General features: G+C 74.5%; 13 protein-coding genes and 1 pseudogene. 8 read left to right on the plus strand and 6 right to left on the minus strand.

Annotated features, from left to right (window positions below; all coding sequences use genetic code 11):
• Positions 1 to 99: 99 nt before the first annotated feature.
• Positions 100 to 1,314 carry an MFS transporter gene (locus tag ACQEVZ_RS05805; RefSeq protein ID WP_433362278.1) on the minus strand — a complete coding sequence of 405 codons (1,215 nt, stop codon included), beginning with the start codon at positions 1,312 to 1,314 and terminating at the stop codon, positions 100 to 102.
• 374 nt (positions 1,315 to 1,688) lie between these two features.
• Between ACQEVZ_RS05805 and ACQEVZ_RS05810 the strand changes: the two genes are divergently transcribed.
• Genes ACQEVZ_RS05810 through ACQEVZ_RS05825 form a run of 4 tightly spaced genes read left to right on the plus strand, consistent with a single transcriptional unit; the run spans position 1,689 to position 6,928 of the window.
• The gene (locus tag ACQEVZ_RS05810) at positions 1,689 to 3,263 is read left to right on the plus strand and encodes a GMC oxidoreductase (protein WP_433362281.1); all 1,575 of its coding nucleotides are present in this window, start codon (positions 1,689 to 1,691) and stop codon (positions 3,261 to 3,263) included.
• Entirely contained in the window at positions 3,260 to 4,129 is an 870-nt protein-coding gene (locus ACQEVZ_RS05815) for an NAD-dependent epimerase/dehydratase family protein (protein WP_433362284.1), read from the plus strand. Before ACQEVZ_RS05810 ends, ACQEVZ_RS05815 begins: the two co-directional genes overlap by 4 nt.
• Positions 4,130 to 4,139: 10 nt before the next feature.
• Positions 4,140 to 5,366: a glycosyltransferase family 2 protein gene (locus tag ACQEVZ_RS05820; protein WP_433362287.1), complete on the plus strand. Its 1,227-nt coding sequence runs from the start codon at positions 4,140 to 4,142 to the stop codon at positions 5,364 to 5,366.
• On the plus strand, positions 5,363 to 6,928 hold the full coding sequence (locus ACQEVZ_RS05825) for a hypothetical protein (protein WP_433362290.1): 1,566 nt from the start codon (positions 5,363 to 5,365) through the stop codon (positions 6,926 to 6,928). Before ACQEVZ_RS05820 ends, ACQEVZ_RS05825 begins: the two co-directional genes overlap by 4 nt.
• 328 nt (positions 6,929 to 7,256) lie before the next feature.
• Here ACQEVZ_RS05825 and ACQEVZ_RS05830 read toward each other — a convergent pair whose 3' ends face one another.
• A complete protein-coding gene (locus ACQEVZ_RS05830) occupies positions 7,257 to 8,213 on the minus strand; it encodes an Acg family FMN-binding oxidoreductase (protein ID WP_433362293.1) in 957 nt (318 codons plus the stop codon).
• Positions 8,214 to 8,478: 265 nt separating this feature from the next.
• On the opposite strand from ACQEVZ_RS05830, the gene ACQEVZ_RS05835 reads away from it, so the two are divergent.
• Together ACQEVZ_RS05835 and ACQEVZ_RS05840 are read left to right on the plus strand one after the other, a co-directional pair.
• Positions 8,479 to 9,114, plus strand: coding sequence for a response regulator transcription factor (locus ACQEVZ_RS05835; protein ID WP_363410300.1), 636 nt, complete (start codon positions 8,479 to 8,481; stop codon positions 9,112 to 9,114).
• Positions 9,115 to 9,149: 35 nt separating this feature from the next.
• Positions 9,150 to 10,814 carry a GAF domain-containing protein gene (locus ACQEVZ_RS05840; protein WP_433376634.1) on the plus strand — a complete coding sequence of 555 codons (1,665 nt, stop codon included), beginning with the start codon at positions 9,150 to 9,152 and terminating at the stop codon, positions 10,812 to 10,814.
• 59 nt (positions 10,815 to 10,873) lie between these two features.
• On the opposite strand, the gene ACQEVZ_RS05845 is transcribed toward ACQEVZ_RS05840, so the two are convergent.
• Positions 10,874 to 11,629: a hypothetical protein gene (locus ACQEVZ_RS05845; RefSeq protein WP_433362297.1), complete on the minus strand. Its 756-nt coding sequence runs from the start codon at positions 11,627 to 11,629 to the stop codon at positions 10,874 to 10,876.
• Between the two features lie 212 nt (positions 11,630 to 11,841).
• On the opposite strand from ACQEVZ_RS05845, the gene gap reads away from it, so the two are divergent.
• Positions 11,842 to 12,888, plus strand: a complete 1,047-nt coding sequence (gap, locus tag ACQEVZ_RS05850; protein WP_433362300.1) for a type I glyceraldehyde-3-phosphate dehydrogenase — start codon at positions 11,842 to 11,844, stop codon at positions 12,886 to 12,888.
• Positions 12,889 to 13,488: 600 nt separating this feature from the next.
• Here gap and ACQEVZ_RS05855 read toward each other — a convergent pair.
• A pseudogene (locus ACQEVZ_RS05855) lies at positions 13,489 to 13,917 on the minus strand (CoA-binding protein); the annotation flags it as partial.
• Positions 13,910 to 14,851, minus strand: a complete 942-nt coding sequence (locus ACQEVZ_RS05860) for a universal stress protein (RefSeq protein WP_433362303.1) — start codon at positions 14,849 to 14,851, stop codon at positions 13,910 to 13,912. The pseudogene ACQEVZ_RS05855 and the gene ACQEVZ_RS05860, both read right to left, overlap by 8 nt.
• Positions 14,852 to 15,150: 299 nt before the next feature.
• Here ACQEVZ_RS05860 and ACQEVZ_RS05865 point away from each other — a divergent pair, with 299 nt between their 5' ends.
• A complete protein-coding gene (locus tag ACQEVZ_RS05865) occupies positions 15,151 to 16,704 on the plus strand; it encodes a glycosyltransferase family 39 protein (protein WP_433362306.1) in 1,554 nt (517 codons plus the stop codon).
• Positions 16,705 to 16,742: 38 nt separating this feature from the next.
• Here the strand turns inward: ACQEVZ_RS05865 and ACQEVZ_RS05870 are convergent, their stop codons facing one another.
• Positions 16,743 to 18,008 (minus strand): PP2C family protein-serine/threonine phosphatase, encoded by a 1,266-nt coding sequence (locus ACQEVZ_RS05870; RefSeq protein WP_433362309.1) that lies wholly within the window; start codon positions 18,006 to 18,008, stop codon positions 16,743 to 16,745.
• Positions 18,009 to 18,161: the final 153 nt, after the last annotated feature.

An 18,161-nucleotide genomic window follows, 5' to 3' on the forward strand; every position in this document is an offset into this window, starting at 1 on the left:
CCAGTAACGATTGTCCGCCGCCATGGCCCGCGCCGGGCGGGGCCCGCACGCGGCGGCCCCGCCGCCCGGCGCACACCGGGCGGCGGGGCCATGAGCGGGTCAGGCACGGCCGGGGACCGCACGCGCCGACCTGCGCACGACGGTGGCGGTCAGCAGCACCGCGGCCGCCGCGACGACCGCGAGCAGCGCGAGACCGACCGCGTAGGAGCCGTACCGGCCGTAGATGCTGCCCATCAGCAGCGGCGGCACGAATCCGCCGAGGCCGCCCGCGGCGCCCACCACACCGGTCACGGAACCGACCTTGTTCGCCGGGGCGAGCTGCGCGACGAGCGCGAACGTCGCTCCGCTGCCGGCGCCGAGCGCGGCCGCCAGGGACAGGAAGGCCACGGTGCCCAGCGGCGCGAGGGCCGGCGTGAACGTCTGCACGAGCGCCGCGACCCCGACGACCAGCAGGGTGCCGGTCAGGACCCGGGCCGGTTCGATCCGGTCGGACAACCAGCCGCCGATCGGTCGCATCACCACGGCGAGCAGCACGAACCCGGCCATGCGGTTGGCGGCGTCGGCCTGCGCGAGGCCGTACGCGGTCTTCAGGTACGCGGGCAGGTAGACGGAGAACGCGACGTAGCCGCCGAACGCGACCGCGTAGAGGGCGGAGGCGTGCCAGGTGACGCGGAGCTTGAGCGTGGCGGCGAGGCGGCGGCCGAGCGGCTCGGCGGGCACGGTCCGGCCCGGCGCGTCGCGCAGCAGCAGCCCGGCCAGCAGCGCGTAGGCGGCGAGGACGATCGCGGTGAGCACGAACGGCATCGCGCTGCCGTAGGCGCCGACGAGCTTGACGGTGGTGAGCGCGCTGATCGCGGTGCCGCCCATGCCCATGCCGAAGACGCCGACGGCGAGGCCGCGCTTCGCGGGCGGGAACCAGGCGGTGACGAACGGGACGCCGACGGCGAAAGCGGTCCCGCCGATGCCGAGGAAGAAGCCGCCGACGAGCAGGCCGGTGAGCGACTGCTGCCCGGCGAGCCCCAGGTACAGCACCGGGACGATCGTCGCGAGCGACACCAGCGGGAACATGACCCGCCCGCCGAACCGGTCGGTCAGCGCGCCGACCGGGATCCGGCCGAGCGAGCCGACCACGACGGGCACCGCGACCAGCAGCGCCTGCTGCAGCGGGCTCAGGTGCAGGGCGTCCTTCAGCTTCGGCGCGAGCGGGCTCAGCAGCGCCCAGGCCCAGAAGTTGACCGCGAAGCCGGCCGTGGCGATCGCCAGCATCATCCCCCGGCGCGCCCCGGTCACCGCGGGTGCAGTGTGTCTACTCATCATCGTCACTTCCGTAGGTTCGGGTGGCGGCTCCGGCGTACGGCGGCCGTCGGCCGCGGGTGAGCTGCTGGTCTCCAGGATCGGAGCGCACAGCGCGCGAGCCCAGGGACCTACGACCCGAATCGCCGGGACCATACGGCCGCCGGTCCGGTCCCGCGGTTCATGTGTGAATTTCGGGTGAGGCCCGGGTGAGAAACGGCCGATGCCGGCGTCCGCCATGCTTCGGCGGTGGTGGACTGCCGGCAGAGGTGAGCCATGAGCCCGCGTGCGCAGCACCACCACCATCAAGCCGACCGAGGTCCACTGTGGACCGTCCCGGCGGCGCGCCCGGCCCGTGACGCCGTGCCGTGCCTGACCCCCGGCGGCATCCAGGCATGATCTATGTCATCGGGTCCGGTCCGGCCGGCACCGCGGCGGCGGTCGCCCTGACCCGGCAAGGTCTGCACGTCACGGTGCTGGACGCGGGTCTGACGCTCGAACCCGCCCGCGCGTCGACCGTCGCACGGATGGCCGCCGAGCGGCCGGCGCAGTGGAGCCCCGGCGACGTGTCGGCGGTCAAGGCCAACATGGGCGCGGGACCCGGCGGCGTCCCGCTGAAGGTCAGCTTCGGTTCCGACTTCCCGTACCGGGACGCCGACCGGCACCTGCCGTCCCGCGCGACCGGTGTCGGCGTGGTGCCGTCGTTCGGCAAGGGCGGGTTCGGCAACGTCTGGGGGGCGGCGGTGCTGCCCTACCTGCCGGCGGAGCTGGAGTCCTGGCCGACCGGGCCCGGCGAGCTGGGCCCGTGCTTCGAGCAGGTGCTGTCGTTCGTCGGGCTGTCGGGCGCCGACGACGACCTGGCGGAGCAGTTCCCCACCTACGCGCCGCGGCTGGAGTCGCTGCCGGTGAGCCGGCAGGCCGAGGCGTTGCTGCGTGACCTGCGGTCCCACCGCGAGGCCCTGCGCAGCAACGGGTTCCTGTTCGGCCGGGCCCGGCTCGCGGTCGCCAGCCGCAACGCCGGCGGGCAGCCGTGCGAGCGGTGCGGCCTGTGCATGTTCGGCTGCCCGTACGGGCTGATCTACAACCCGGCGCGCACGCTGCAGGAGCTCGTCGCGCAGCGGAAGGTCACCTACGTGCCGGGCGTGGTCGTCACCGGGTTCACCGAGCGCGGCGGCGAGGTGCACATCGAGGGCCGCGACCGGCGTACCGGCGAGGCGGTCCGGCACGTCGCCTCCCGGCTCTACGTCGGCGCCGGCGTGCTGAGCACCACCAAGCTCGTGCTGGCGTCGATCGGCGCCTACGACCGCGAGGTCGTCGTCCGCGACAGCCAGTACTTCCTGCTGCCGATGCTGCGCTACGCGGGCGTCCAGGGTGTCTTCGATGAACCGCTGCACACGCTCGCTCAGGCGTTCCTGGAGGTGTTCGACCCCGAACTGTCCGCCAACAGCGTCCACATGCAGGTCTACACCTACAACGAGCTCTACCGGCAGGCGATCGCCACGGCCCTGCGCGCGGCGCGGCCGGCGTTCCGGCCGATCTCGGCGGCGTTCCTGCGCCGGATGCTGCTGATCCAGGGGTACCTGCACTCGGACCTGTCCGGCGAGATCGGCCTCACCCTGCGCCGCGACGGGGTGCTCGACCTCCAGGGGCGGCGCAGCCCGCGGACCCGCGGCGTGCTCAGGAGGCTCGTCGCGAAGCTGCGCCGGCACCGTTCCCTGATCCGGGCGGTGCCGCTGGGCGCGGCGATGAAGCTCGGCGAGCCGGGGCGCGGCTTCCACTGCGGTGGCACGCTGCCGATGCGACGGCAGCCGGGCGAGCTCGAGACCGACCCGCTGGGGCGTCCGGCCGGGTTCGAGCGCGTGCACCTCGTCGACTCCAGCGTGTTCCCCACCATCACCGCGAGCACGATCACGCTGACCGTCATGGCGAACGCCTACCGCATCGGCGCCCATCCGGGGGCGCAGCGGTGAGGATCGCGGTCACCGGCGCCTCGGGCTACCTCGGCTCCCGCATCTGCCAGCGGCTGGCCGGCGTCGGCCGGGTCGTCCGCTTGGGCCGCAGCGCGCCCGCCGAACGGTTCACCCTCGCCGGCGGGGCGGACGCCGGCATCTTCCGCGACAACAGCGTGACCGCACTGGTCCACTGCGCCTGGGACTTCTCCCTGCACACCCGCGCGGACCTGGTGGCACGCAACGTGCGGGGCTCGATCCGGCTGATGGAGCAGGCCCGCGCCGAGGGTGCGCAGACGATCGTGTTCATCTCGACCATCAGCGCCTTCCCCGGCTGCCGCAGCGACTACGGCCGGGCCAAGCTCGCCGTGGAGGACGCGGCGCACCGGTTGGGTGCCCTCGTCGTGCGGCCCGGCCTCGTCTTCGGCGACCAGCCCGGCGGCGTGGTCGGCGCCCTGAACACCATGGTGCGCAGGCTGCCGGTCGTTCCGCTGATCGGCAACGGCCGGCAGGTGCTCTACCCGGCGCACGAGGACGACGTCGCCGCCCTGATCCGCCGTCTCGTCGTCCGGCCCGCGCTGGCCGCGCCCGGCGAGCCGGTCATCGCCGCGCACGAGCGCGGCTGGACGCTGCGGCAGGTCCTTCTGGAGCTCGCCGCCAGGCAACGCCGCAGGGTCGCCGTGGTGCCGGTGCCGTGGCGGTCGGTCTGGCTGCCGCTCAAGGCCGCCGAGGTGGTCGGCCTGCGCGTGCCGTTCCGCAGCGACAGCGTCGTGAGCGTGCTCAACCAGGACCCGTCCCCCGACTTCGCGCCGACCCGCTCCGTCGGCGTCCCGTTCCGCGACTTTGCCCGTTCGACGACCTCGGGGGAATCCTTTCATGTCCGGTAGCGCCGCCCCCGTGGAAGTGAGCGTGGTCCTGCCCTGCCTCAACGAGGCGGAGACCATCGAGACCTGCGTCCGGAAGGCGTTGAAGGGGCTGGCCGAGCTCGGTGTCATCGGCGAGGTGGTCGTCTCCGACAACGGGTCGACCGACGGTTCGCAGGCCCTCGCAACGGCCGCCGGCGCGACGCTCGTCCACGCCCCGGTCCGCGGCTACGGCGGCGCGCTCCTCGCGGGCATCGAGGCCGCCCGCGGCCGCTACGTGATCATGGGCGACGCCGACGACTCGTACGACCTCGGCAACCTCGGCCCGTTCATCACCGAGCTGCGCGCCGGCAAGGACGTCGTCATGGGCAACCGCTTCAAGGGCGGCATCACCCGCGGCGCCATGCCCGCGCTGCACCGGTACCTCGGCAATCCCGTGCTGTCCTGGCTCGGCCGGGTGCTCTTCGCGCTGCCGGGCGTCGGCGACTTCCACTGCGGCCTGCGCGGCTTCCACCGCGACCGGATCCGCGCCCTCGGGCTCTGCATGGCGGGCATGGAGTTCGCCAGCGAGCTGGTCATCCGCGCCGCGCTGGCGAAGTACTCGATCAGCGAGGTCGCCACCCCGCTGGGGCGCGACGGCCGCAGCCGCCCGCCGCACCTGCGGACCTGGCGGGACGGCTGGCGGCACCTGCGCTTCCTGCTCATCTTCGCGCCGAAGCGCACGCTGCTCCTCCCCGGCCTGGTCCTCGCGCTGACCGGACTGACCGGCACGGCCCTCCTGCTGCCCGGGGAGCGGCACGTGTTCGGCGTCTCCTTCGACGTCAGCGCGCTGGTCTACTCGTCCCTCGCCACGCTCGTCGGGGCGCAGCTGCTGATCTTCGGCGGGTTCGCCCGGCTGTACGGCATCCAGGAAGGCATCACCCGCGAGGACAAGCACGTCCGATGGGTACGGTGGCTGAGCTTCGAACGGTGCGTCGCCGGTGGCCTGCTGGTCGGGCTCGCCGGCCTGGTCAGCACGCTGGTCGCGGTCACCGACTGGGGCGCCGGCGGCTTCGGACGGCTGGACCCGCGGGAGACCCTGCGCCTGGTGCTGCCGTCGGCGACGGCCATCGCGCTGGGCATCATCCTGATCTTCTCAGGCCTGTTCGCGAGCCTGCTGTCGTTGCGTGCGGCCGGCCGCCGCACGGGCCCGCCCGCGGCCGACGCCGACCCGGAGATCCCGGCGCAGCGCCCGGTCAACTCGCAGACGTCCCTCCGATGACCGGCGCGTGGCGGATGACCGGCGCGTGGCTCCGGGAGCACCGGGCGCTCGCCGGGCTCGTCGCGGCCGGCGCGCTGCTGCGGGTCGGCATGATGGCCGCCTACTACCCGGCGTTCGGCTACTTCTACGACACGCGGGCGTACATGGACGCGGCGAGCTCCGGCACGCCGAGCCCGATCTGGCCCTTCGGATACCCGGCCATGCTCAAGGTGCTCGGCACGACCGGCCACATCGCCTCGGTCTCCGCCGTCCAGCACCTGATGGGCCTGGTCATGGGGGTCGGCATCTACGCGCTGTGCACCAGGCGAGGGGTGCGGCGCAGCTGGTCCGCCCTCGCGGCGGCGCCGGTGCTCCTGGACGCGCGCCAGATCCAGCTCGAGCACTACGTGCTGTCCGAGACGCTGTTCTCGTTCCTCCTCCTCGCCGGCGTCGCGCTGCTGATGTGGTCGCGGCGGCCCCCGCTGTGGCTCATGGGCCTCAGCGGTCTGGTCTTCGCGCTGGTCACGCTCACCCGCACCGTCGGCCAGCCCATCGCCGCGCTGGTGGTGCTGTACCTGATCGTGCGGCGGGTCGGCTGGCGGCGCATCGCGCTGTTCACCGTGTCGCTGGTCGTCCCCGTCGTCGCCTACATGGTGTGGTACGACCGGCATTACGACGCCTACGCGCTGAACAGCTACACCGGCCGGTACCTGTGGCAGCGCACCACCACGTTCGTCGACTGCACCCGCACCGACTTCACCCCGCAGGAACGGCAGATCTGCCCGCCGGAGCCGCTCGGCCACCGTGAGGTCAGCGACGTGTACCTGTGGGAGCTGGACCGCGACCGCATCGGCGCGCGCTATCCGGGTCCGGAGCACGACTGGCTCTTCCGGCACTTCGCGCTGAAGGCGATCCGCGAGCAGCCCGGGGACTTCGCCGCCGCGGTCGCCACCGACGCCTGGCACCTCGTGCAGCCGGGCTGGCCGGCACCGGCCCGGATCGCCTGCACCACGGACCTGTGGACCATGCCGTCCGGCGGGCGGTCCGGCAACCAGGTGAGCAACTGCACGGCGACGCTCATGGCGCGCGGCTTCCGGCCGGCGGGCTCCGGCGGCGCCGCACCCACGGTCACGCCGCTGAACAGTGCGCTGTGGGCCTACGGGCAGACCGTCGTGATGCCACCGTCGGCCCTGGTGCTGCTCGCCCTGTTCGCGCTCGCCGCGACCGTGCGGCGCAGGCGCGGCGGCGGCCGGCGGCTCCGCGACAGGGAGGCCGCGGACAGCGTGCTGCTGGCGGTCATGAGCCTGTCCCTGCTGATGCTCAGCGTCACGCTGTCGGTCATCGACCTGCGCTTCCTCGTGCCGTTGCTGGTGACGGCGCCGCTGGCGGCCGTGCTGGCGGCCCACCGGCTCGCGTCCCGCCCCACCGCGCCGGACGCCGCCCCGGCACCGACCGGCTCGCCCGAGCCGGCACTGTCCGCGGAGGATACGGCGGCCTCGACCCGCCGGGTGCACACCGCCGGCGTCGAGACCTCCCGCCGCAAGTCCACCGGCATCCCCCGGTCCCGGACGCCCCGCAGGTGACGGCCCACAGCACGCTGCCGTCCGGCGGACCCGGGCGGTCGGCCCGCGGCGCCGGCCGCGGGTGGGCCGCCCCGGCACGCCGTACGGGCCGGCCCGACGCTGCCGTGCTGCGGGGGCGATGACTCCGGCGGACGCCATCTGCGGTAGGGCCGACCCGACTCCAATCAACCACTCCGCGATGGCGCGGTCGTCGGCCTGCCCGCTCGCTGTCGGGCGATGATCGGACACTTCCCCGCCGTCGGAGCGGTCGACCCCGGTCGAGTGAAGCATGGCAGCCGCCCGGCCCGAGGCACGGCTGACCAGGGCGACAGCACCGCGGCGCCGGCGGTCAGCGGTCGATGACGTCGCTGACCGGGCGGCGGTTCGTGTAGCACGTCGTCGGCGCGTACCCGAACCGCAGCACGAGCTGCGGGGCGTACGGGCGCCGCAGGGCGAGCCGCAGCCGCTCGCGGACCGCCGGCACCTCGATCGGCTGGGAGTACATCGCCGTGGCGAGGCCGAGGTCGGCGGCGCGCAGCAGCACCCGTTGCAGCACCATGCCCGCCTGGATCTCGTGCATGCGGTGTTCGCCCTGGTAGCCGAGGACGGCGACGACAGGGGCCCCGGTGAGGTCCCGGGTGTCCTCCCTGGGAGGTCCGCCGAAGTCGCGGCGGGGCATCATCTCGGCCGGGTGGGGGGCGGCGCCCGCGGCGCCGCGCCCCACCCCCTGCACGTCGTCGTCCGCCGAGGTCCATGCGCGCAGCTCGGCGACGTAGGCGGGGTCCGCCTTCAACTGCGCGTCGGCCTCCCGGGTCAGCTGCGCGACCGTCCACAGCGCCGACTCGTCGTCCTCGACGACGTGCAGCCAACCGCCCTCGTCGGCGGCCTCGTCCACCAGCTGCGTCATGACGCCCGGCGCGACCCTGGCCTCCGCGAACCCGGACCGGTTGGTGTGCCGGCGCCGGATCTGCCGGTGCAGGCGGCACTCCGCCGGGGTGACCGGTCTGCCGCGGTCGGGCACGAGGTGGACCACCACGTCGCCCGATCCGATCGTGCAGGCCGCCGGCGCTCCGGCGACAGCGAGCGCCAGGCGCAGGTTGAAGGCGGCCGCGCCGCACGAGATGCGTGCCGCGCGCAGGTCCGGGTCGCACACCGGCAGGGCGCGGTCACGGTCGACCAGGACCTCGATGCCGTCGGCGGTGCGCCGGAACCGCCACGGCTGGCTGTTGTGGATCGACGGCGCCCACACGGCCTCGCCGACCGCGGCCATGAAGGTGGCATCCGACCAGATGTCGACGTCGGTCATCGCACCCTCCCGAACAGGTCCGGTCCCTCCTCTCCACGGTCGCCGACCGTCCCGGCGCAACAGTGCGGGGCGAACCTCCCCACCCGCTGAATCACCCGGCAGATCACACCCGTGCGGCGGGTCAGGGCCGGGGATGCCGTCGGCCGGACCGCGCCCCGGGGACGGCCGGCGGCATCCCCGGCGCACAGGGCGGCAGGCCGGGCGTGACACGATGGTGGGCGCAGATTGTGCCGTACCGGCGAGACGTCACGGTGGAAGGGGCCACATGATCCGGGTGTATCTGCTCGACGACCACGAGGTGGTCCGGTTCGGGCTTCGGGAGATGCTGGAGCGCGAGGGTGACATAGAGGTCGTCGGCGAGTCCGGGTCCGCCGTCGACGCCACGCACCGCATTCCCGCGCTGCGGCCCGACGTCGCGGTCCTCGACGGGCGCCTGCCCGACGGCAGCGGCATCGACGTCTGCCGCGACGTCCGCTCCGTCGACCCGTCCATCAAGGCACTGATCCTCACCTCGTACGACGACGACGAGGCGCTCTTCGCCGCGATCATGGCCGGCGCGTCCGGGTACGTCCTCAAGCAGATCCACGGCACCGACCTCATCGACGGCATCCGCCGCGTCGCCGCCGGCCAGTCGCTGCTGGACCCGGCCGTCACCGCCCGGGTGCTGGAGCGCATCCGTAAAGGCCCGGAGCAGCCCGACGAGCTCAAGAACCTCACCGACCAGGAGCGCAAGATCCTCCAGCACATCGCCGAGGGTCTGACCAACCGGGAGATCGCCGAGCGGATGTTCCTGGCGGAGAAGACGGTGAAGAACTACGTCTCCAGCCTGCTGGCGAAGCTCGGGCTCGAGCGGCGCACCCAGGCCGCCGTCCTCGCCTCCCGCCTGCTGAAGCAGCCGTGACCGGCGAGCAGAGCGCGTGGCAGCCGTCGCTGCCGCTGCCGTCACTGTCGCGGGTCGACCTCGACTCGCTGCTGCAGGAGCTGCTCACCCGGGTCGGCGAGGTCATGACCAGCCGGGAGCGGCTCCGCTCGCTGCTGGACGCGGTCGTGGGCATCGGCTCCGACCTCGACCTGCACAGCACCCTGGACCGGATCGTGCGGGCCGCCTGCCAGCTCGCCGACGCGCGGTACGGCGCGCTCGGCGTGATCGGGCCCGACCGGATGCTGGTCGAGTTCATCAACCACGGCGTCACGGCCGACGAGCGCGCCGAGATCGGCGACCTGCCCCGCGGCCACGGCGTGCTGGGGCTGCTTATCGAGGAGCCGCGCCCGATCCGCCTCGAGGACATCACCCAGCATCCGCGCGCGTACGGGTTCCCGCCCAACCATCCGCCGATGCACAGCTTCCTGGGCGTGCCGATCCGCATCCGTGACCAGGTGTTCGGCAACCTGTACCTGGCGGAGAAGCGCGGCGGGGAGCAGTTCACGCAGGATGACGAGAACCTCGTCGCCGCGCTGTCCGTCGCCGCCGGCGCCGCCATCGACAACGCCCGCCTCTACGCGCAGGCGGAGCGGCGGCAGCGCTGGCTCATGGCGGCCGCGGAGATCACGTCGGTGCTGCTGGGTGAGGTACGCCGGACCGAGGCCCTCGAGCTCGTCGCGAGCCGGGCGCTGGACGTCGCGGACGCGGACCTGGCGATGGTGCTGCTCGTCGACGACACCGCCGAGCGGCTCACGGTCGAGGTCGCCGTCGGCGGACCGGACGACGCGGCCGGCTGGTCGATCCCGGTGGCGGGCAGCGAGTTCACCGAGGTGCTGCACCGGCAGCAACTGTCGGTGGTCACCGACCTCGGGTCGGCGGCGAACTGGCCGGTGCTGCTGTCCACGGGCACGGCGCTGCTCGTGCCGCTCGCGGTCGGCGGCGTCGCGCTCGGTGTGCTCGTCGTCGCGTACCGCAAGGACAGCGTCGCCATCGCCGAAGGGCTCGAGCTGGCGATGGTGGAGACGTTCGCCGGGCAGGCCGCCCTGGCGCTGGAGCGGGCCCGCGCGCAGGACGAGCGGGAGATGCTGGCCGTCGTCGGCGACCGGGAACGCATCGCCCGCGACCTGCACGACGTCGTCATCCAGCGGCTGTTCGCCGCCGGGATGCAGCTGCAGGGCGCCACCCGGCTGTCCGGGCAGCCCGACGTGCGGCACCGCATCGACCGGGTGGTCAACGACCTCGACACCACCATCCGCGACATCCGCGGCGCCATCTTCGAGCTGCGCGGACCCGCCCCGCACAGCTTCCGCACCGAGATCCGCGACCTGGCCGACGAGGCGCGCGAGGCGCTCGGCTTCCGGCCCGCGCTGCGCATCGACGGGCCGGTCGACACGGCCGTGCCGGACACGCAGCGCACCGCCCTCCTCGCCGTGCTGCGCGAGTCGCTGAGCAACGTCGCCAAGCACGCGAACGCCCGCTCGGTGCAGGTCACCGTGGCGGTCACGCACGGGCGGCTGGCGCTGACCGTGCAGGACGACGGGCGGGGCATCGCCGCGGCCGCCGACCCGGCCGGGCACGGGCTGCCGAACATGCGGGCCCGGGCCGCCGACCTGGGCGGCGACTGCACGGTCGAGCCGGCCTCCCCCGGCACCAGGGTCGCCTGGCACGTGCCCCTGTAGCGGCACCGACGACCCGCCGGCGGAGACGGCCCTCGCCGGCTCTCCCGGCGGGAGGGTGGTCAGGTGGAGACGGCCCGCGCCGGCGCGGGGCCGACCCTTCCCGCGACGCCGACCCGGACCGCCGCGACGGGCCCCGGGACTCCTGCCGGGGACTCCGGCGGACCGGCCAGCGCCGTCAGGTCGTCGACCGGCGACGAGACGAGCCCGGCCGCGGTCGCCGCGAGCAGGACCGCCGACATCGCCTCACCCGCGGCGACCCAGTCACCCGGCCCGGCACCCGGTGCGGTGATCACGACGTACGCCGCACGGTGCTGCGTGTCAGGTCCGTTCAGCGTGTACGAGCCGGCCCCGGCCGCCGCCTCGAGCACCGCCAGCTGCTCCTGCGGCACGGGCACGTCAGCGAACGGGCGCCGGTCGCTGCGCCGGACCGCGATCGCGCGGTGCAGCACGGCGGCCCGCGGCGCCCGCTCGACCGGGCCGGTGCAGCGCAGCTCGGTCAGCAGGGCCGGATCGGCGGGGTCCGGGAAGCGCCACACGTCGACGCCCACCCCCTCGGCGGCGAGGGCCACGCGGGCGTGGTGCAGCGCCGCACCGCAGCTGATCAGCAGCTGCCGGCCGTCGGGGTCGGCGTCGGCCAGCCGCCGGTTCCAGTCCGCGTAGAGGGCGAGCCGGTCCCGGTCGATCCGCCAGCGCCACGGCTGCGTCTCCTGCACCGACGGCGCGTTGAGCGCGGCGAACGTGGCCCGCGTCAGCGACTGGCTGACCGCACCGGTCAGCGGCGCCGCGCCACGCGCGGTGTAGTGGATCGCCACCATGGCGCGCTCCTCGATCGTCCGACGTCACCTGCCACCCACCACGGTCCCGGGAAGCCGCCGGAACCGGCAGGGGCAAAAGTCCTGTTCACCACGGCCCGACGATGGCCCTGCCGGGTGATGACCTTCGGCCCGTGCCGGAACGCGCGGCGTGGGGTGACGGTGGGACGGATGGGGCCGCCGCGGTCCCACGGCAGGGGTCTCAGGAGGACGCCATGACATACCGGATCGCCATCAACGGGTTCGGCCGGATCGGCCGGGACTTCATCCGCTGTCTCGTCGACCGCGGGATGCTCGGCGGCGACCTCGCCGTCGTCGCGGTCAACGACCTCTACGACACGGCGACGCTCGCCCACCTGCTCCAGCACGACTCGACGTTCGGCCGCCTGCGCGCCGCGGTGGACGTCGACCCGTCCGGCGGCGGCATGACCGTCGGCGGGCAGTACATCGAGGTGCTCCGCCACAAGGACCCGCTGTCCCTGCCCTGGGAGGACCTCGACGTCGACCTCGTCGTCGAGTCCACCGGCAGGTTCCGCGCCCGCGACGACGCGGCGGGCCACCTGAAGGCCGGCGCCAGGAAGGTCCTCGTCTCCGCACCGGGCAAGGAGGTCGACGCGACGATCGTGCCCGGCGTCAACAGCGGCACCTACGACCCGGCGCTGCACGACGTGGTCTCCGCGGCGTCGTGCACCACGAACTGCGCGGCACCGATGGCGAAGGTGCTGCACGAGGCGTTCGGCATCGAGCAGGGATACCTGACGACCGTGCACGCCTACACCAACGACCAGATGGTCCTCGACGCGCCGCACAAGGACCCGCGGCGGGCCCGGACCGCGGCCGTCAACATCATCCCCACCAGTACCGGCGCCGCGAAGGCCATCGGACTGGTCCTGCCGGATCTGGCCGGCAGGCTCGGGGGTGTCGCGCTGCGGGTGCCGGTGGAGAACGGCTCGATGACCGACCTGACCTGCCGGCTGGCGCGGCCCGCGACGGCCGAGCAGATCAACGCGGCGTTCGCCGCGGCCGCCGCGGGCGCCCTCGCGGGGATCCTGCGCTACAGCGAAGCGCCGCTGGTCTCCCGGGACATCATCGGCGACCCGTCGTCCTGCGTCTTCGACGCCGGCCTCACCGCCGCCGACGGGCACCTGGTGAAGGTCTTCGGCTGGTACGACAACGAGTGGGGCTACACGAACCGTCTCGTCGACCTCGCCGCGGTCTTCGCCGGGATCTCCGCCGGGGCCTCCGCCGAGTCGGAGCGCTGACGGGTCGCCGGCCGCGGGGCGGGTAGGAGCCGCCGGTGGCGGCCGGGACGGCAGCGCTCCGCCCGGTGGCTAAAGGACGGCCGCCGTCTGGCGGCGGATCCGGGGCGCCGCTCGGCGGGAGGCCGTCGCGTGGTCGCTGTCGGCGAGCCAGGCGGTGAAGATCCGTCGCATCGGCCGGCCGTGCAGCAGGCCGGCGCGGGTGCCGCCCGCTCGCCGGCCGTCCGGCCAGGTGGTGGTGCGGTCGCTGGTGATGTCGTAGTAGCCGTCGATGCGGCCGTGGCTCTCCTTGACCCGCCGGAGCGACCGCTGCCGGACCGAGGGCCGCTGGCCGCGCGGCCGGTGACGCGCCTGCCGGGCCGATCGGCATGCCACCGCCGAGCGCGCGTGTGCGGGCGCCGGCCGCGCGGGCGGCTCCAAGCCCCCCGCCACCGGCTCGGGCGCCGGAGGCACAGGAGTCGGCGGCACGGGCATCGGCGGCACGGGTGTCGGGGGCACGGGTGTCGGGGGCACAGGCGTCGGAGGCACCGGCGTCGGCGGCACACCGGGGCCTTCGTACACCGGAGGCGCCGGTGTCACGCCGCCGACGACCATCTGGCTCAGCGCCCGCTCCGCGCCGATGCACAGGTCCTCGACGTAGCCGAGGCCGGCCGCCTCGGCCAGGTGTCTCGCCTCCGGGCTGACGGTGCCCGGCTCCAGCCATACGGCGCCGGCACCGACTGCCGCCGCCTCGCGCACGATGCCGGGGACGTCGGCCGCGGGCCGGAAGACGCTCACGATGTCGACGTGGCACGGGATGTCGGCCAGCCGGCCGTAGACCCGCTCGCCGAACAGCCGGACGTCCTCCAGGTTGACCGGGATGGTCCGCCAGCCGTGCTCCTGCAGCATGCGTGGCACCCAGTTCGCGGGCGCGAGCGGGTCGCGGGAGGCTCCGACGACCGCGATCGTCCGCGCTCCGGCCAGGAGTTGCCGCGGGGTACACACTGCCCTCACCTCCAATGCGTGCGGGACCTCGACCACACCGTCAAGCATTGCCCGGGCCTTCGCCGTCGCACAGGGCAGACGACCCGTTTCCCGGACGTCCGGCCCCGCCGGGCGCCGGTGCCGGCGGACGGTGAGCGACGAGCACCGGGCAGTCGGCGCGGTGCAGCAGCCGCAGCCCGACCGAGCCGAGCAGCAGCCCGGCGAACCCGCCGCGGCCGCGGCTGCCCACCACGACGAGCCGCGCCTGCTGCGACCGGTCGCACAGCACGTCGGCCGGGTCGCCGGTGACGCCGTGGAACTCCCACTGAACCCGCGGATGCCGCTGCCCCGCCGCCGCGACGCGTGCGGTCGCCGCTTCCTCCAGGACCCGGCGGGTCTCGACCGTGTCGTACAGCACCGGGGGCAGGCCGACGGCCGGCGGCCCGATCGGCGTCTCGATCGCCCGGACCGCCACGACGTCACACCGCCACCGGGCGGCCTCGGCGAAGGCCAGCTCCAGCGCGCCGTCGGCAGACAGCGACTCGTCGACACCGACGAGCACGCCACCGGACGGGTCCTGCCGGCCACGCACGACCACGACCGGGCAGGTGGCGTGGGTGGCCACCTGCTGGGCGACCGAGCCGAGCACGGCGGCGACGGCACGGTGGCGGCCGCGGGTGCCGACCACGAGCAGCCCCGCACCCTCGCCGGCCCGGATGAGGACCCCGGCGGGTTGCCCCAGCACGGCCTCGGCGGTGACGTCGATGCCTGCCGCGACGGCCCCGGCCTCGCGGGCGGCGTCGGCGGCGAGCATCTCGGCCAGGTGTTGCGCGGTCTCGGCCAGGTCGGCGGGCGGCGCGAACGCCGCCGGCACCCGCCAGTGATAGGCCAGCACGACGTGCAGCGACCCGTCCCGCCGCTGGGCGGCGGCCGCGGCCCAGCGTACGGCGTCCAGCGACGGCGCCGTGCCGTCGACGCCGACCACGACCTGACCGCTCGCCATGACACGCCCTTCCCGAGGCCGCGCCACGGCCGGGTGCCGAGGATCGACGGGCCACGCGGGGCGGTGCGGCGTCCGGTACCCCTGCCCGGCCGGTCCTGGTTCACGCACGGGCCAGGGCGAAATCACCTCCTCCTCCCGGCCGGCGCCGCCGGGTGCCCGGCCGCGTCCCGAGGTGCTGCGGCGCCGGAACCTCGGGGTGAGCCGCCGGGCGCTAGCCCGCCGGTTCACGCAATCGACGACGTTTGCCCGGCGGGGACCGGGTCACTGCCGGCTCACCGGGCCGGCAGTGAGGAGATCCGTTGACCAGCGCCTCGATCACCGGCGAGGTCGTGCGTGCCGCCGGTTCCGGCGAGCCGCGCGTGCCGACGGTCACCCCACGATGGCGGCGGCTGCTTGCCGCCCACTACTTCTGGGTCGTGCCCGGGCTCGTGATGCTGGGGCTGGGTCGCTACCAGTACCTGACGCCCCGGCTCTGGCGTGACGAGATCGCGACGTGGAGCGCCGCCGTCCGCAGTGTCCCGGAGCTGTTCGACCTCCTGGGCAACACGGATGCGGTCGCCGGCGGCCACTACCTGTTCATGCACTACTGGATCGCCGTCTTCGGCGACTCCGCCGCGTCGCTGCGGACCCCGTCGCTGCTCGCCATGGCCGCCGCGGCGGCGCTGGTCGCGCTCACCGGCAACCACCTGCACGGGGGCGCCGGCGGCCTCGCCGCGGGACTGCTGTTCGCGGCGATCCCGGCGACGTCCCGGTTCGCGCAGGAGGCCCGCTCGTACGCGTTCGCCACCCTGGCGGCCGCCCTGGCCACCTACCTGTTCGTGCGCGCCCTGGACCGGCCGGGCTGGGGGCGCTGGGCCTGGTACTCGGCCGCCCTCGTCCTGGTCGGGTACGCGCATCTCGTCGCGCTCCTGCTCCTGTCCGGCCACGCCGTCGCCGTCGCCTGGCTGCTGGCCGTCGACCGGGACCGGCGGCTGCTGCGCTGGCCGGCGGCGGCGGGCCTCGGCATCGCCGCGCTGTCTCCGTTGATCCTCGTGGCCCGACGCCAGCGCACCACCCAGATCGGCTGGATGCCGGTGCCGGCGGCGCACGACCTCCTGCCGACGCTGACCATGGTCACGGCGTCGACGCTGGTCGCCGGCGCACTGGTCGGCATGGCCGCGGCCGGGTCGCGGCGAGGTGGCACGCGAAGCCTGCTGGTGTGCGCCGGCGGGGTGCTGGCGCCGCCGATCGCGGGGTTCGTCGTGTCCCAGTCCACCCCGATCTGGTGGCCGCGCTACCTGCTGTTCCTGCTCCCGGCGCTCGCGCTCCTCGCCGCGCGGGCGCTCGCGCGGGCAGCAATTCCGGCCGTCGTCGCCGGTGCCGTCCTCGTCGGTCTGCTCGGCCTGCCGGACCAGCTGGCGATCCGCGGCCCGGCCGGCCATGAGGCGGACCGTTACCCGGCCGGGCCGTGGTACACCCCTCCGAACTGGTTCGGCGCCGCGCGTATCGTCCGCTCCGGCCAGCGGCCGGGCGACGGCATCGTCTACGTCGGCGACTCGGACCGCGCCCGCTCGATGTTCATGCTGCGCAGCACGATGGACTATTACCTGCGCACCGACGCCGCCCGGCCCAAGGACGTCTACCTGGACAGGTCGGCGGCGCAGATCGGCGCGTTCTGGGCCCGGGAGTGCGCCGACCCGAAGGCCTGCCTCGCCGGGACCGGACGGGTGTGGGTCGTCGCGGTGTCCATACAGGACCACATCGTCGCCGGGGCGAGGAACGACGCCGGGTTGGCCGCGCTGCAGGGGTACCGGTCCGTGCAGGTCTGGCATCCGGGCGGCCTGACCATCGAGTTGGTGCAGCACACCGGCTGACGGACCCCCATGGCAGGCAGGGCAGCGGGGCAGCCGGGTCAGTCGGTCAGCGGCCCGCTGGCGCGATCCGTGTCGGCGCCGGCGCTGGTGCGCCGGCTCTGGCCGTGCTCGCCGTACCAGTCGATGATCAGCAGCGTGGCGTCGTCGGCGAGCACGGGGCCGGCGACCCGCAGGACCGCGTCGGCCAGGGCGCGGGTCGCCTCACGCGGGTGCAGGCCGGCCACCCGCAGCAGCTCGGCGGGCAGGTCGAGCTGCGCGGCCCGGCGCTCCCGCACCCCGTCGGTCACGATCACCAGCCGGTCCCCGGCCGACAGCCGCAGCTCGCCGCTGTCGAACCTCGTGCCGGGCAGCATGCCGAGCGGGATGTTGCGCGGTAGCCGCACCTGCTCGACCCGCCCGTCCCGGATCAGCAGCGGCGGCAGGTGTCCGGCGTTGATCAACGTACACACGCCGCCGGCAAGATCGATCCGGCCGAGGACGGCGGTGATGAACGTGCTCGCGGCGGAGGCGTGCTCGGCCACCGCGGCGTTCGCGACCTCGGCCTGCTCGACGAGGCTCCGCCCGCGGCGGCGGGTGTTGCGCAGGCTGCCCACGCCCAGCGTGGCGGTCAGCGCGCTCGCGACCCCGTGCCCCATCGCGTCGGTGACGCTGAAGTGCAGCGAGTCGCGCGCCAGGGAGTAGTCGAACGTGTCCCCGCCGATGCTGGCCGCCGGCTCCAGCCAGCCCGACAGGGTGAAGGCGCCGGCTTCGCAGGTGAACGCGCCGGGCAGCAGCCGGCGCTGGATCTCGGCGGAGAGGTTGAACGGTGTGGTGCGCTGCCCCCACTCGAACAGGTCCGTGTGCCGCCGGTTGGCGATCACCACGAAGCCGAGCAGGTGCGCGATCCGGCCGATCTCCTGCACCGCCCGCGGGTCGGGCTCGTCCGGCAGCACCAGCTCCAGCAGGCCGATCGCCTCGCCGCGCTCCGTGACCGGCGCCCACACCGTCCACCCGTCGTCGCCGTCGAGCACCTGCGGTGTCTGTGTCCGCAGGGCCTGCTCCGTCGGCCCGCCGTCGAACGGCAGCACGGTGGCGACCTCGTCACCGCGGCGGCGGCCCGCGTCTGGGCCCGCGGGGTGCTCCTGCGGCGCATACGCCAGCCGGACCAGTGCGCGGCCGCCCAGGTCGGCGATCAGGAACGACGCCGACCGCGCGTCGAGGGCCTTGACCAGCTCCCGGGTGATCGCCTCCACGGCGTCGACCGGCGCCGCGTCTTCGACCGCGTCGAGCACCGCCCCCAACATCGACGTCCCACCAAGGTCCACTCCCGAATCATACGATCGCGGCAGCATCCGGACACGGGAAGAAGGCGGGACCCCGCGCGGCCGGGACCCCTGGACAACAGCCGCACGGGCACAATCCTGTCGCCACCAGCGACACGAAGCCTCCACTCAACAGCGCGGTTCCGGCCGATGGAC

This window comes from Dactylosporangium sp. CA-152071, from assembly GCF_050936335.1.
Taxonomy (GTDB): Bacteria; Actinomycetota; Actinomycetes; order Mycobacteriales; family Micromonosporaceae; genus Dactylosporangium; species Dactylosporangium maewongense.

Coding starts and splice junctions, on each gene's coding strand:
- ACQEVZ_RS05830 (WP_433362293.1), bottom strand. CDS start 8,213: ATGACCGACGTCGACATCTGGTCGGATGCCACCTTCATGGCCGCGGTC.
- ACQEVZ_RS05805 (WP_433362278.1), bottom strand. CDS start 1,314: ATGAGTAGACACACTGCACCCGCGGTGACCGGGGCGCGCCGGGGGATG.
- gap (WP_433362300.1), top strand. CDS start 11,842: ATGACATACCGGATCGCCATCAACGGGTTCGGCCGGATCGGCCGGGAC.
- ACQEVZ_RS05845 (WP_433362297.1), bottom strand. CDS start 11,629: ATGGTGGCGATCCACTACACCGCGCGTGGCGCGGCGCCGCTGACCGGT.
- ACQEVZ_RS05825 (WP_433362290.1), top strand. CDS start 5,363: ATGACCGGCGCGTGGCGGATGACCGGCGCGTGGCTCCGGGAGCACCGG.
- ACQEVZ_RS05835 (WP_363410300.1), top strand. CDS start 8,479: ATGATCCGGGTGTATCTGCTCGACGACCACGAGGTGGTCCGGTTCGGG.
- ACQEVZ_RS05860 (WP_433362303.1), bottom strand. CDS start 14,851: ATGGCGAGCGGTCAGGTCGTGGTCGGCGTCGACGGCACGGCGCCGTCG.
- ACQEVZ_RS05810 (WP_433362281.1), top strand. CDS start 1,689: ATGATCTATGTCATCGGGTCCGGTCCGGCCGGCACCGCGGCGGCGGTC.